The following is a 13,154-nucleotide window of genomic DNA, read 5'->3' as shown; positions in this document are numbered from 1 at the left end:
TGATTTTGTGATCCACTACACACGGCTTTAATTTTTAATAGCACTTCGTTATCTGCTGGCACGGGAATATCCTTTTCCACATACTCCATAACGCCAGGCTGCTGACAAATTAATGTTTTCATTTCTGCTCGTCCGATAATAATTGGCTGATTGTGGCCTTGATGCCCTTGTTTTTTATATTTGCAAAGGCAATTTTTATTTCATTTATAAAGGGCTGATGATTACTTAATTCACCAAATATGGCGCTAAGGTGCAGTAATGCGAGCGCCTGTTGCCATGCGTCTTGTTGTTCCTTTATTAGCGCATGAAATTGTTCACTCATTGGATCAGCGACAGACTGGCTTTTCTCAACAGCTTCAATGACATAATGCAACCAACCAGCAACGAGCAGTGACAGAACAGCATTGTTTTGCTTTTGCTGATGCAATTTAAGCCAGGGAGTTAGCGCACGCTGGGGAAGCTTTTGCGAACCATCCATAGCGATTTGCCCCGTACGGTGTGCAACATTACGGTTGCTAAAGCGTTCAATTAACAGGTCGGCGTATTCCTGGACGTCGATATTTAAATCAGGATTAAGTGTTCGGGCTTGTTCATTGATCATCAGATGGCGGGTAATGGAACGAAAATTAGCGTCTTCCATGCATTGCCAGATAAATTCATAGCCTGCCAGTGAGCCGTTATAAGCCAGAAATGAATGGCTACCGTTTAACATGCGTAACTTCATCTCTTCATAAGGCTGAACATTGCTGACAAACATCGCGCCTGCTTTATCCCATTCCGGTCGCCCATGCACAAAATTATCTTCGATCACCCACTGGCGAAATGATTCGCAGACAATCCCGCAGGGATCGGCATAACCAGTTTTAGTTTCCAGTAAGGCGAATTGCGATTCGGTCATTGCCGGAACAATGCGGTCGACCATCGTGCCTGGAAATGAGACATTTTCTTCGATCCACTGAGCCAGAGACTGGTCCAGTTGGCGGGCAAAACCGAGAACGGCATTTCGCGTCAGATGCCCATTGTCAGGCAAGTTATCGCAGGAGAGCACACTAAAAGTGGCAAGTCCGGCTGCTTTACGTTGTTGCAAAGCACAGACGATCAAGCCAATAGCCGACTGAGGCGCATCCGGGTTTTGTAGATCGTGTTTGATTAATCCATTGGTGAGATCAAGTGATCGCGTTTGCGAATCGAGGCAATAGCCTTTCTCGGTGATGGTTAATGAAACGATTTTTACCTGAGGTTCAGTCAATTTCTGGATTGCTGCGGCAATACCGTCCACGGGGGTATGGATACCGCCAGTCACCGAGCGTACAAGGCGTGAGGTAGATTGCGATGCAGACGTTTCCACCACCGAAAACAGCCCATTTTGCGCATTTAAGTTTTCGATCAGTTGAGCATCACCAAACAGGTTGATTTCAAAGATCCCCCAGCGGGTGTTCGAAAGCTGATTAGTAAGATCAGTATAGACAGCCTGGTGTCCGCGATGAAAAGCGCCAAAACCAATATGGACAATATCAGCCTGTAACCCGTCTCGAGGCCAGGTGGTGACCTGATCATGGTGGGCGACAGTGATGCTCTCGTTCCCTGACATTATGTGCTTACTCCTGGTAGTTGGTGTGTGTAGACCAATTTACATAATTCATTAGACCAAAAACAGAGAGATGCATCACGCTTGCAGAGAAAGGTAAAAGTACGGAACAGAACAAGAGGAAGTGATTTGAGATGGATGACAAACGTAAAACTGCCTGATGCGCTACGCTGATCAGGCTGGCGATTATTGTGTAATGTATTTAATTTTAATTTGTTATGCCAGATTAGGTATTCACGCTGCATTCGGCACGAGCAAAGCGCGCTTTATCATCAGTCCGTTGATAATTCATTAGACCAATTAACAAGATAGAGTGTACCAGGTGAGGGGGGATGCAGAGCCAGCGTCATTTTTCACGTCAGCTCTGGATAAATGAAGGTTAACGAGCGAAGAAAAAGTCATCAAAGTCGCTAATGGAAGCGTCTTGTTTGAAGATTTTGATCAGTTCATTTTTGCTGTTTTCCAGATGGTTCCAGGACGCTTCTCTGGCAAGCTCTGAATCTTTCTGTTGCAGCGCAAGGACAATAGCCCGGTGATCTTCCAGCCATTGCAGACGCAAAGGCTTTTCGTGCAAATACTTGTAGTTCAGCTTCTTCCAGCGGGGGTTTTCTGTGCGCACTGCCCGCCATAATTCGGCGGCTTGTTTGATCAGCACACGATTTTGCGTTGCTTCGGCAATAAGGCTATGAAATCGGTGATCCAGCTCTTCAAATTTATCACTTTCCGCTGCGATCGCCTTTTCCTGCAAGCTAATGATTTTCTTTAATTCTTGTAATTCGTTAAAGCTGATCTGGCTGGCTGCAAAACCGGTAATATTGCTCTCGATCACCTGGCGCGCCTGCAACAGTTCGAACGGGCCAATTTCTGAATAAGGCATTAATGATTTCTGATTGAGCTTATCGGTGGAATCGACAAAGAAGATCCCTGACCCTTGCTTCACATTCAGTACGCCTTTCAGTTCCAGCATAATGATGGCTTCACGAATGGTAGTCCGGCTGGTATTAAACCGCTCGCTCAGTTCACGTTCTGAAGGTAAGCGCTCTCCGGCTTTGAATACGCCTGAATACAGCAACTCTTCAATCTGTAGACCAATATCGTAATAGCGGCGCTTTGTAATAACCTGTTCCATACCTTGCCTTACTGTGGGTGTCCTCGGATAGCCGATCGTCGTGCAACATGACCTGAACGTTGCTGATCGGCATAAATAGTAGCGGCAGTTGCCACGATACCGCTAGCCTTAAATGTGTTTGCCCCGATCGGCAGTGAAAACTTCACCAGGGTATTTCGTCACCGTTTATCAACATCACTTCATTTCCGCGCGTGATACAGCGTATAATCCCCGGCCTTTGATTATTTTTTTACCATTTCTGGAAGCAAAATGAGCTCTATCTCCCTGATCCAACCGGATCGCGACCTGTTCTCCTGGCCGCAGTACTGGGCCGCCTGTTTTGTACCGGCACCGTTTTTGCCGATGTCTCGTGAAGAGATGGATCAACTTGGCTGGGATAGCTGCGACATCATTTTGGTTACTGGCGACGCGTATGTCGATCACCCAAGCTTCGGGATGGCGATTTGCGGTCGTATGCTGGAAGCGCAGGGCTTTCGCGTTGGGATCATCGCCCAGCCGGACTGGAGCAGCAAAGACGATTTCATGCGTCTGGGTAAACCGAATCTGTTTTTCGGCGTTACCGCAGGCAATATGGACTCGATGATCAACCGTTACACTGCCGATCGCCGTTTACGTCATGACGACGCTTACACGCCGGATAACGTCGCAGGTAAGCGTCCGGATCGCGCCACACTGGTTTATACCCAGCGTTGTAAAGAGGCGTGGAAAGATGTGCCGGTGATCCTCGGCGGTATTGAAGCCAGTCTGCGTCGTACCGCGCATTATGATTATTGGTCTGACACCGTGCGCCGCTCGGTGCTGGTGGATTCTAAAGCCGACATGCTGATGTTCGGTAACGGTGAGCGTCCGCTGGTGGAAGTGGCGCACCGTCTGGCAATGGGCGAGCCGATTAGCGAAATCCGCGATGTGCGTAATACCGCGATTATCGTGAAAGAGGCGCTGCCAGGCTGGAGCGGCGTGGATTCCACCCGTCTCGATACCCCGGGCAAAATCGACCCGATCCCGCATCCGTATGGCGAAGATTTGCCGTGCGCGGATAACAAACCGGTGGCGCCGAAAAAACAAGAAGCCAAAGCCGTTACCGTGCAGCCACCGCGCCCGAAACCGTGGGAAAAAACCTACGTGTTGCTGCCTTCTTTCGAGAAAGTGAAGAGCGATAAAGTCCTGTACGCCCATGCTTCGCGTATTCTGCACCACGAAACTAACCCAGGCTGCGCCCGCGCATTGATGCAAAAACATGGCGACCGCTATGTGTGGATCAACCCGCCTGCTATTCCGCTTTCTACCGAAGAGATGGACAGCGTCTTTGCACTGCCGTACAAGCGTGTGCCGCATCCTGCTTATGGTAATGCCCGTATTCCTGCTTACGAAATGATTCGTTTCTCGGTCAATATTATGCGCGGCTGCTTTGGCGGCTGCTCTTTCTGCTCTATTACCGAGCATGAAGGGCGCATTATTCAGAGCCGTTCGGAAGATTCGATCATTAATGAGATTGAAGCGATCCGCGACACCGTTCCTGGCTTTACTGGCGTGATTTCCGATCTCGGTGGGCCAACTGCCAACATGTATATGTTGCGCTGCAAATCGCCACGCGCCGAGCAAACTTGTCGCCGTTTGTCGTGCGTTTACCCGGATATTTGTCCGCATATGGACACGAATCACGAACCAACGATCAACCTCTATCGCCGTGCGCGCGATCTGAAAGGGATTAAAAAGATCCTGATCGCCTCCGGCGTGCGTTATGACATCGCCGTAGAAGATCCACGCTATATCAAAGAGCTGGCGACCCATCACGTCGGCGGTTATCTGAAGATTGCCCCGGAACATACCGAAGAAGGGCCGTTGTCGAAGATGATGAAGCCGGGCATGGGGAGCTATGACCGCTTTAAAGAGCTGTTCGATACCTATTCCAAACAGGCAGGTAAAGAGCAGTATCTGATCCCCTATTTCATCTCCGCGCACCCGGGTACGCGTGATGAAGATATGGTGAACCTGGCGCTTTGGCTGAAAAAGCATCGCTTCCGCCTCGACCAGGTACAGAACTTCTACCCATCGCCGCTGGCTAACTCGACCACCATGTATTACACCGGGAAAAACCCGCTGGCGAAGATTGGTTATAAGAGTGAAGACGTCTTCGTACCGAAGGGCGACAAACAGCGTCGTTTGCATAAAGCGTTGTTGCGTTATCACGATCCGGCAAACTGGCCGTTAATCCGTCAGGCGCTGGAAGCAATGGGTAAAAAGCATCTGATTGGCAGCCGTCGCGATTGCTTAGTGCCTGCGCCAACCATTGAAGAGATGCGCGAAGCTCGCCGTCAGAACCGCAATACCCGTCCGGCGTTGACCAAACATACGCCGATGGCGACCCAGCGTCAGACGCCTGCTACGGCAAAAAAAGCGTCGTCTACGCAATCTCGTCCGGTGAATGCTGGCGCGAAGAAACGCCCTAAAGCAGCGGTCGGACGTTAAAAAAATCCCCGGTAACAGAATGCTGCCGGGGATTGTTTTGTCATTCCGCATACATACGCAAGCAGCGCAGGCAATCGAAATAGTCCTGCGCATCAAGACGCGTATTGGCTCTGTTAGCTTCAGATTTTGCCGCATAGATTTGTGGGCGTAATGCTTTCATATCCTGCTCAAGTCGGGTGATTTTGGCATTTAATGTTTGCACATTACTCGCCAGTTGATTGACCTTTTGCTCATTGACGCACCCGTTTAATAAGCCGGTTACCAGAATTAGTGTTCCCACGCTGAAAGTCTTTTTCATTATTTATTTCTCCCTGTTTTTTATTGTTATGATTAATAGTTGATTGATGTTTAGTGGAGTATTACCACCGTGGCGGGTGCGCCCAAATTCCGTCTGGCCATCTTCCGGCATCATCCAGCCGTGTGTTAACTTTTTCTGCCGCTTCTTTCGCTACCTGAATTTCCTGACGTAAAGCGTTGATATTCTGTTGGAGTTGTTCGACTTTTATATTTATCAGATGAATATCATTTTCTACATGACTGATTTTTTCATTACTGACGCAGCCTGTGAGTATGAACATTAGAAAAAAGAGTAACAGTTGATTATTCATTTCCAGTTTCCTTTATCTGGTATTAATTATTCCGCTCACCGCTGTAATCTGGCGGCAGTCTTCGCTTCAATCTGTTTAAGTAAACTTCCGCCGCCTGGGCGGATAAAATCGGCAATTTCCCACTTACCCTCACGCCGCTGTAAAACAATTTCTTGCTCTTCGCTGTTGCCATTGGTCAATGCAAAACGAACATAAATACGAGCGGAGTCGGCAGTTTTCTCCAGCACACGAATTTCATCAACGCGTGAAAATAACGACTCTTCGCCAAAACAGATTGGGTTGTCGTAGATAAATTGCCGCTCTAATTGCATATCTTCATCGGAGTTACTGTCAGTCTTGAAGGTAGTTTTATAGAAGGCATTAACAGCCTGGCGATAGGTGTTGGAAACGACCCACGTCCAGGGCCAGCTATAATGAGTGATATGGTCAAACAACTCGGCGACATAGGCTTCAGGCTGCTCTTTTTGCAGCGATGCCAGTACCGCCAATATTTTTTCATTCTCACCGTTAACTGACTGCCAGACGCTGCCATGATTGCTGACAATATCATCAATCACCCAACGACCATTTTCTGCCACCATTTTCAGTGTTTGCGTGGTCTTTTCTTTATCGTCTTTATAGGGACGAAAGCGCACAAGGGCATCTACGTGATCGGCATCCGTTTGAGTAACCGCGACACTTTCTAACACCAGATCGCCGTAATCCTGACAATCGCAAACCGGATCGTAATCCAGCCAGCCAATATTACCCGGCAGTGTGAGATTGTCATTCAAGGTTAGTGCCTTTTGCATTCGCGTTGATGTTATTGCTTGCTCACTGTTATCAGCGAAATAAGGAACGCTAGCCCCACCGGTATAGTGTTGATAAATCTGCCTGACTGTTTGTTCAGCGGTTAGCGAGAGGGATTGCGCCTGGAGGGTAAAACTTAAAAAGGCTGCCAAAAACAGAACCATTATTTTCATCTGTTTTTCACCTCTCCATCGCGTTTATCCCTGGTGTAGATGAGTTGTTCCTTTAAGAGCTTCCAGCTCCGCATGATGATGTCCTTATATTTGGTGTTCCTGAACAGGGGAGAGTAACAACGGGCGGGAGGCGAGGGGAATAAATGATTTCTGAAAAGTCCGGTAGCGGAACATTACCGCTACCGGGAGAATTTGTGCGTTAGCCGCTGAACTGGTCGGGATCGGGGCCGAGGCGTTTACCCTGGTCGAGTTTTGCAATGTCACCAAGTTCGTCTTTGTCGAGACGGAAATCCCAGACATCGAAGTTTTCAGCAATTCGTGAAGGGGTGACCGATTTCGGGATTACGACCAGACCGTTATCCAGATGCCAGCGGATAACAATCTGTGCCGGGGTTTTGCCATACTTATCTGCCAGATCGCGAATGATTTTCTGATCGAATACGCCTTTCCCGCCCTGGGCTAATGGGCTCCAGGATTCGGTCTGGATTTTGTGTGTGGCGTTCCAGGCATGCAACTGACGTTGCTGCATCAGCGGGTGAAGTTCTATCTGGTTAATAACAGGCGCCACGCCAGTTTCATCAATCAGGCGCTGAAGATGGTGGATCTGGAAATTGCAGACGCCGATACTTTTGATTAATCCCTCTTTTTGCAGCTCAATCATTCCTTTCCATGCTTCGACATAATGGTCGATTGCGGGAACGGGCCAGTGCATTAAGTAGAGGTCGATATAATCAAGCTGGAGTTTTTTCAGACTGTTGAGTAGGGCTTCGCGGGGGCGCTTGTGGTTGTCGTTCCACAGTTTAGTGGTGATGAACAGATCTTCTCTGTTAAGTGCGGAATTTTTCAGGGCTTTACCGACACCTTCTTCGTTCTTGTAGGCTGCGGCGGTATCAATCGAACGATAACCAACTTCTAACGCTTTTTGAATAGCGGTGATAACTTCCTCATTACTTGCTTGCCAGACGCCCAGTCCCAGCTGGGGCATGACATTGCCGTCCTGTAGCTTAATAACGGTTGGATTAGCCATACGTTCCTCCTTATATGAACTCACCGGAGCAGGCTCCGGTGAGATGTTGTGAACTTAAGTCTGGACGAAATGCCCGAAAACGAAAGTTTGAGGCGTAAAAAGCTTAACGGGCGGCTTCGTAGATGCGGCGGCTGACTTCCAGCGTAATGTCATGATTTTCGCCCAGTTGGGTCATGCCGTGTTCTTCCAGTTTTTTCAGCAATGCCGGGATAGAGCTGCCGTCCAGACCGTAGTCGGAAAGATGCGTCGGCACGCCTAATTGCTCGAAGAAGTTACGGGTAGCGGCAATCGCGGCGTCAATGCGCTCGTCGTCGGAACCTTCGGTGATGTTCCAGACGCGTTCAGCGTATTGCAGCAGTTTCGCACGCTTGGTGTCGCGTTTTTCATTCCACAGAGCAGGCAGGACGATAGCCAGAGTTTGTGCGTGATCCAGACCGTGCATAGCGGTCAGTTCGTGGCCCAGCATATGCGTTGCCCAGTCCTGAGGTACACCTGCGCCAATTAAACCGTTCAGCGCTTGGGTCGCCGCCCACATAACGTTGGCGCGCACATCGTAGTTTTCTGGTTCTTTCAGGGCCTTCGGACCATCTTCGATCAGCGTCAGCAAAATACCTTCTGCGAAGCGATCCTGGATTTTGGCATCAACCGGTTTGGTTACATACTGTTCTACGGTGTGCACAAAGGCGTCCACTACGCCGTTAGCCACCTGGCGCGGCGGCAGGGTGTAGGTATAAACCGGATCTAGTACGGCAAATACCGGCTGAACATGGGCAGAATGGAACGCCTGTTTGTCGCCAGTGGTTTTACGGGAGATAACCGCGCCCGCGTTAGATTCAGAACCGGTCGCTGGCAGCGTCAGCACACAGCCCATCGGGATAGCGCTTTTAATCTCTTTACCGCCCGTTTGCAGAATGTGCCACGGATCAATATTTTCCGGATAGTTAGCCGCTGCGGCGATAAATTTGGTGCCATCCAGCACGGACCCGCCGCCAACCGCCAACAGGAAAGTCACTTTCTGTTCGCGAACCAGTTTTACGGCGTTCATCAGCGTTTCATAAGACGGGTTTGGTTCGATACCGCCAAACTCCAGCACGTCCATACCTTTCAATGCATCCAGAACTTGATCGAGGACGCCGGTTTTTTTCACACTACCACCGCCGTAGGTAATCAATACGCGGGCGCCATGAGGAATTTGCTCGCGTAAACCAGCGATTGCGCCTTTACCAAACAGAATGCGGGTTGGGGTGTGCAGATTAAAGTTGTTCATTACTTGCTCCCTTTGCTGGGTCAATATGAGGGCAGAGATCGGTCTGCCTGATGTTTTTCATTGTGGTCGCCTGCGTCGTGGCTCTCAATGCTCATTTCTGCCAATGTCTTGCCTATTTCTCCAGAGTGCTGGAGAAATGGTACAAAATTGCGCACAATCAAATTGCCGCATTATTCCTAAGAAATTACGCGATATGAAACGTGAAGAGATATGCCGCCTACTGACGGATAAAATTAATAGACTGAAAGATAAAGAAAATAGTTTGTCAGATATGTTGCCTGATGTGCGCTTATTGTATGGTGAGAACCCCGGTGCGCGTACGCCAGTGATGTATGAACCTGGCATCATAATTCTCTTTTCCGGGCATAAAATCGGTTATATCAATGAACGCGTGTTTCGCTATGACGCCAATGAATACCTGCTGCTGACGGTGCCGTTGCCGTTTGAGTGCGAAACCTATGCCACGCCAGAGGTGCCGCTGGCGGGGGTGCGTCTCAATGTCGATATTTTGCAGTTACAAGAGCTGTTGATGGACATTGGCGAAGATGAACATTTCCAGCCGTCGATGGCTGCCAGCGGTATAAATTCCGCTACATTGTCCGAAGAGATTTTATGCGCGGCGGAGCGGTTACTGGATGTGATGGAACGACCGCTGGATGCGCGCATTCTCGGTAAACAGATTATCCGCGAAATTCTTTACTATGTGCTGACGGGGCCTTGCGGCGGCGCGTTACTGGCACTGGTAAGTCGCCAGACGCATTTCAGCCTGATTAGCCGCGTGCTGAAACGAATTGAGAATAAATACACCGAAAACCTGAGCGTTGAGCAACTGGCCGCAGAAGCCAATATGAGCGTTTCGGCGTTCCACCATAATTTTAAGTCTGTCACCAGTACCTCGCCGTTGCAGTATCTGAAGAATTACCGTCTGCATAAGGCGCGAATGATGATAATCCACGACGGCATGAAGGCCAGCGCGGCGGCGATGCGTGTCGGCTATGAAAGCGCGTCGCAATTTAGCCGTGAGTTTAAACGTTATTTCGGTGTGACGCCGGGAGAAGATGCAGCCAGAATGCGGGCGATGCAGGGGAGTTAAATGCGTTCCCGGCATGGCCACCGGGAACGGAGGAAATCGTCAGGCACTAGAGTACTTTTTTTTAATCACCACGAACAGCGTGCCTAACAAGCCAGCGGTTAGCAAGGCAATCGGCAGGATCATCAGGAACGTCATCACCTGATCTTCATGGCGTTTTACAAACGGGATCATGCTTAAGGCATAGCCAAAACTGGTTACCACGCTGACCCATAACAACCCGCTTAACCAGTTGAAAAACTGGAAGCGGCGGTTTGGCAGTCCGGAAATCCCCGCCATGGTTGGCAGCAGCGTGCGGACAAAGGCGAGAAAACGTCCAGCAAGCAGCGCCAGCAGACCGTGGCGGTCAAACATACAGGTGGCGCGCTGGTGATATTTGGCCGGAAGCTGCGCCAGCCAGCCTTTCACCGTTTTGGTATTACCCAGCCAGCGCCCTTGAATGTAACTCAACCAACAACCCAGGCTGGCTGCGGCAGTCAGAATCGTGATTGTTGGCAGAAAATCCATAACCCCCTGGGCAATCAATGCGCCAGCCAGAATCAACAAGCTGTCGCCAGGCAAAAATGAGGCGGGCAGCAGGCCGTTTTCTAAAAACAGCGTGGCAAACATGACAAAGTAAACAACGCTAACAATGTGAGGGTCCGCCAGCGCGGCAAAGTCATGTTGCCAGAGCGCAGCGATAATATCTTGAATAACAGCCATGGACTTTCCTGTGGAACAGCGTTTAAGCCTTAATTTGACTATTGTACTCCTGAATCGTCCGGGACGCCTTGATCCCGGACGCAACAATTTAAGACTATTCACAATTAAATGTCTGCAAAATTGTCCAAATTGGCAACGTTACACAATTCGCGCGAAGCCGGCGTCCAGATCGGCAATCAGATCGTCGACGTTTTCCAGACCAATATGCAGGCGAATCAAGGTGCCGCTAAAATCGATCTTACCTTGCGGGCGGATGGCGGCGAGATGTTCTGGCTGGTTCGCGAGGATCAAGGATTCATACCCGCCCCATGAGAAGGCCATGCTGAATAACCTGAAGTTATCCAGATAGTTCGCCAGTTCTTCATCATTAAGTTTTTTCTTCAGGACAAAGGAAAATAGTCCGCTGCTACCTGTAAAGTCTCGTTTCCAGAACTCATGGCCTTTACTGCCTGGCAGAGCAGGGTGGTTAACTCGCTCAACCTGCGGATGTGCGGCCAGCCATTCTGCCACTTTCAGGCTGCTTTCATGATGTTGGCGCAGACGCACGCCCAGTGTACGCAGGCCACGACTGGTCATATAGGCGGTATCGGCGTCGACCATCTGCCCCATCAGATAGGCATTTTCCCGCAGTTGCTCCCAGCAACGGGCATTGCACACAGCAGTGCCAATCATCGCATCCGAATGCCCTACCAGATATTTGGTGGCGGCCTGAATAGAAACATCAATACCAAAATCAAGAGCTTTGAACAGCACTCCGGCAGCCCAGGTGTTATCGATCATAATGATGGCGTCCGGCACCACACTGCGTACGGCGGCAACAATCGCCGGAACGTCGTGGACTTCCATGGTGATGGAGCCTGGCGATTCCAGAAACACGATTTTAGTGTTTGGCTGCAGATGTTTAACGATATCGGCACCAATCAGCGGATCAAACCATGATGTCGTTACGCCCAACTTGCTGAGGATTTTGCTACAGAAATCCTGGCTCGGCTCGTAGGCGGTATTGGTCATCAACACATGATCGCCCTGTTCAACAAAAGCAAGAATGGAATTGGCAACCGCTGCCGCCCCGCAAGGAAACAGCGCGCAACCTGCGCCACCTTCCAGTTCGCACATCGCTTCTTGTAAGGAGAAATGGGTTAACGTTCCGCGCCGTCCATAGAACAACTCGCCATTGGCGCGATTGCGCGTCGCATGTTTTTTGGCTTCCACACTGTCAAAGACCAGCGAAGAGGCGCGCTGAATCACGCTATTTACCGCGCCGAGAGTGTATTTTTTGCTACGTCCTGCATTGACCAGTTGAGTATCAAGTTGTTTGTCTGCCATGTTGGGATTCCTGTTTTTATACGTCTGGATGTCTAAACTAGCACGAATGAGGTCATGCGCATCCTGAAGAATTGGCATAAAGCAGAAAAATTTCGCAAAAGGTGTACTGGTGACTTTTTTACTGCGTAAACGCAAAGAAAAGAAAGCAAAGGTACGGCAGTATGCAAATAGTAATGAGAACGACTATCAATTCGACGTCGTTTTGATATTATTGTGCGCAGATTTTGTGACTTGCGTCCTGGAGATACACAGTGGGTAATAATTTAATGCAGACGGACCTTTCCGTCTGGGGTATGTATCAGCACGCCGATATTGTCGTTAAGTGCGTGATGATTGGGCTGATTCTGGCCTCCGTAGTCACCTGGGCAATCTTTTTCAGCAAGAGCGTAGAGTTCTTCAACCAGAAGCGTCGCCTGAAGCGCGAGCAGCAACTGCTGGCTGAAGCACGCTCTTTAAACCAGGCCAGCGATATCGCCGCTGATTTTGGTAGCAAAAGCTTAAGCCTGCATTTGCTCAATGAAGCGCAGAACGAGCTGGAACTGTCAGAAGGCAGCGACGATAACGAAGGTATTAAAGAGCGTACCAGTTTCCGCCTTGAGCGTCGGGTCGCCGCAGTAGGTCGTCAAATGGGCCGCGGTAACGGTTATCTTGCTACCATCGGCGCAATTTCGCCGTTCGTTGGTCTGTTTGGTACGGTCTGGGGCATCATGAACAGCTTTATTGGTATCGCGCAAACGCAAACTACCAACCTGGCAGTGGTTGCACCGGGTATTGCAGAAGCGTTGCTGGCAACGGCAATCGGTCTGGTGGCAGCGATTCCGGCGGTCGTTATCTATAACGTATTTGCACGCCAGATTGGCGGCTTTAAAGCGATGCTTGGCGATGTCGCAGCGCAGGTATTGTTGCTGCAAAGCCGTGACCTGGATCTGGAAGCCAGCGCCGCTGCGCATCCGGTTCGTGTTGCACAAAAATTACGCGCAGGATAA

12 protein-coding genes and 1 pseudogene are annotated in these 13,154 nt (G+C 49.7%); 3 read left to right on the top strand and 10 right to left on the bottom strand.

Annotated features, from left to right (window positions below; all coding sequences use genetic code 11):
* The 3 genes and pseudogenes from D9738_RS24980 to D9738_RS02045 all read right to left on the bottom strand — a co-directional run.
* Nucleotides 1-122 (bottom strand): annotated as a pseudogene (locus D9738_RS24980) (hypothetical protein); the annotation flags it as partial.
* Nucleotides 119-1,591 (bottom strand): mannitol dehydrogenase family protein, encoded by a 1,473-nt coding sequence (locus D9738_RS02050; RefSeq protein WP_130259453.1) that lies wholly within the window; start codon nucleotides 1,589-1,591, stop codon nucleotides 119-121. The pseudogene D9738_RS24980 and the gene D9738_RS02050, both read right to left, overlap by 4 nt.
* Nucleotides 1,592-1,967: 376 nt before the next feature.
* Nucleotides 1,968-2,717 carry a FadR/GntR family transcriptional regulator gene (locus D9738_RS02045; protein ID WP_130210319.1) on the bottom strand — a complete coding sequence of 250 codons (750 nt, stop codon included), beginning with the start codon at nucleotides 2,715-2,717 and terminating at the stop codon, nucleotides 1,968-1,970.
* 249 nt (nucleotides 2,718-2,966) lie between these two features.
* Between D9738_RS02045 and D9738_RS02040 the strand changes: the two genes are divergently transcribed.
* Nucleotides 2,967-5,186 carry a YgiQ family radical SAM protein gene (locus tag D9738_RS02040; RefSeq protein WP_130259452.1) on the top strand — a complete coding sequence of 740 codons (2,220 nt, stop codon included), beginning with the start codon at nucleotides 2,967-2,969 and terminating at the stop codon, nucleotides 5,184-5,186.
* A gap of 40 nt (nucleotides 5,187-5,226) precedes the next feature.
* Here the strand turns inward: D9738_RS02040 and yqhH are convergent, their stop codons facing one another.
* From yqhH to yqhD, 5 genes are all read right to left on the bottom strand, one after another.
* Nucleotides 5,227-5,484 (bottom strand): lipoprotein YqhH, encoded by a 258-nt coding sequence (gene yqhH, locus D9738_RS02035; RefSeq protein ID WP_130210313.1) that lies wholly within the window; start codon nucleotides 5,482-5,484, stop codon nucleotides 5,227-5,229.
* A gap of 61 nt (nucleotides 5,485-5,545) precedes the next feature.
* Nucleotides 5,546-5,794, bottom strand: a complete 249-nt coding sequence (locus D9738_RS02030) for a hypothetical protein (protein WP_130259451.1) — start codon at nucleotides 5,792-5,794, stop codon at nucleotides 5,546-5,548.
* Between the two features lie 35 nt (nucleotides 5,795-5,829).
* On the bottom strand, nucleotides 5,830-6,756 hold the full coding sequence (locus tag D9738_RS02025) for a YbjP/YqhG family protein (protein ID WP_130259450.1): 927 nt from the start codon (nucleotides 6,754-6,756) through the stop codon (nucleotides 5,830-5,832).
* Nucleotides 6,757-6,955: 199 nt separating this feature from the next.
* Nucleotides 6,956-7,783 carry a 2,5-didehydrogluconate reductase DkgA gene (dkgA, locus tag D9738_RS02020; protein WP_130259449.1) on the bottom strand — a complete coding sequence of 276 codons (828 nt, stop codon included), beginning with the start codon at nucleotides 7,781-7,783 and terminating at the stop codon, nucleotides 6,956-6,958.
* A 103-nt stretch (nucleotides 7,784-7,886) separates the two neighbouring features.
* Nucleotides 7,887-9,050: an alcohol dehydrogenase gene (gene yqhD, locus D9738_RS02015; RefSeq protein WP_130208043.1), complete on the bottom strand. Its 1,164-nt coding sequence runs from the start codon at nucleotides 9,048-9,050 to the stop codon at nucleotides 7,887-7,889.
* Nucleotides 9,051-9,243: 193 nt separating this feature from the next.
* Between yqhD and yqhC the strand changes: the two genes are divergently transcribed.
* Nucleotides 9,244-10,143 (top strand): DNA-binding transcriptional regulator YqhC, encoded by a 900-nt coding sequence (gene yqhC / locus D9738_RS02010; RefSeq protein ID WP_138158408.1) that lies wholly within the window; start codon nucleotides 9,244-9,246, stop codon nucleotides 10,141-10,143.
* A gap of 39 nt (nucleotides 10,144-10,182) precedes the next feature.
* Here the strand turns inward: yqhC and yghB are convergent, their stop codons facing one another.
* Both yghB and metC read right to left on the bottom strand, forming a co-directional pair.
* Nucleotides 10,183-10,842 carry a DedA family general envelope maintenance protein YghB gene (yghB, locus tag D9738_RS02005; RefSeq protein WP_064529651.1) on the bottom strand — a complete coding sequence of 220 codons (660 nt, stop codon included), beginning with the start codon at nucleotides 10,840-10,842 and terminating at the stop codon, nucleotides 10,183-10,185.
* A 138-nt stretch (nucleotides 10,843-10,980) separates the two neighbouring features.
* Nucleotides 10,981-12,168 (bottom strand): cystathionine beta-lyase, encoded by a 1,188-nt coding sequence (gene metC, locus D9738_RS02000; protein ID WP_130208039.1) that lies wholly within the window; start codon nucleotides 12,166-12,168, stop codon nucleotides 10,981-10,983.
* A gap of 251 nt (nucleotides 12,169-12,419) precedes the next feature.
* On the opposite strand from metC, the gene exbB reads away from it, so the two are divergent.
* Complete coding sequence (exbB, locus tag D9738_RS01995) at nucleotides 12,420-13,154, top strand: tol-pal system-associated acyl-CoA thioesterase (protein ID WP_130208037.1); 735 nt, start codon at nucleotides 12,420-12,422, stop codon at nucleotides 13,152-13,154.

Origin of the sequence: Escherichia sp. E10V5 (assembly GCF_004212315.1) — a bacterium.
In the GTDB taxonomy this organism is placed as follows: Bacteria; Pseudomonadota; Gammaproteobacteria; order Enterobacterales; family Enterobacteriaceae; genus Escherichia.
The sequence above is the reverse complement of the archived record's forward strand: the minus strand, read 5'-3'. Positions and strand labels throughout refer to the sequence as shown.

What these genes read in the sequence shown, in the direction of transcription:
- D9738_RS02050 (WP_130259453.1), bottom strand. Translation starts at nt 1,591, where the DNA reads ATGTCAGGGAACGAGAGCATCACTGTCGCCCACCATGATCAGGTCACC.
- D9738_RS02045 (WP_130210319.1), bottom strand. Translation starts at nt 2,717, where the DNA reads ATGGAACAGGTTATTACAAAGCGCCGCTATTACGATATTGGTCTACAG.
- D9738_RS02040 (WP_130259452.1), top strand. Translation starts at nt 2,967, where the DNA reads ATGAGCTCTATCTCCCTGATCCAACCGGATCGCGACCTGTTCTCCTGG.
- yqhH (WP_130210313.1), bottom strand. Translation starts at nt 5,484, where the DNA reads ATGAAAAAGACTTTCAGCGTGGGAACACTAATTCTGGTAACCGGCTTA.
- D9738_RS02030 (WP_130259451.1), bottom strand. Translation starts at nt 5,794, where the DNA reads ATGAATAATCAACTGTTACTCTTTTTTCTAATGTTCATACTCACAGGC.
- D9738_RS02025 (WP_130259450.1), bottom strand. Translation starts at nt 6,756, where the DNA reads ATGAAAATAATGGTTCTGTTTTTGGCAGCCTTTTTAAGTTTTACCCTC.
- dkgA (WP_130259449.1), bottom strand. Translation starts at nt 7,783, where the DNA reads ATGGCTAATCCAACCGTTATTAAGCTACAGGACGGCAATGTCATGCCC.
- yqhD (WP_130208043.1), bottom strand. Translation starts at nt 9,050, where the DNA reads ATGAACAACTTTAATCTGCACACCCCAACCCGCATTCTGTTTGGTAAA.
- yqhC (WP_138158408.1), top strand. Translation starts at nt 9,244, where the DNA reads ATGAAACGTGAAGAGATATGCCGCCTACTGACGGATAAAATTAATAGA.
- yghB (WP_064529651.1), bottom strand. Translation starts at nt 10,842, where the DNA reads ATGGCTGTTATTCAAGATATTATCGCTGCGCTCTGGCAACATGACTTT.
- metC (WP_130208039.1), bottom strand. Translation starts at nt 12,168, where the DNA reads ATGGCAGACAAACAACTTGATACTCAACTGGTCAATGCAGGACGTAGC.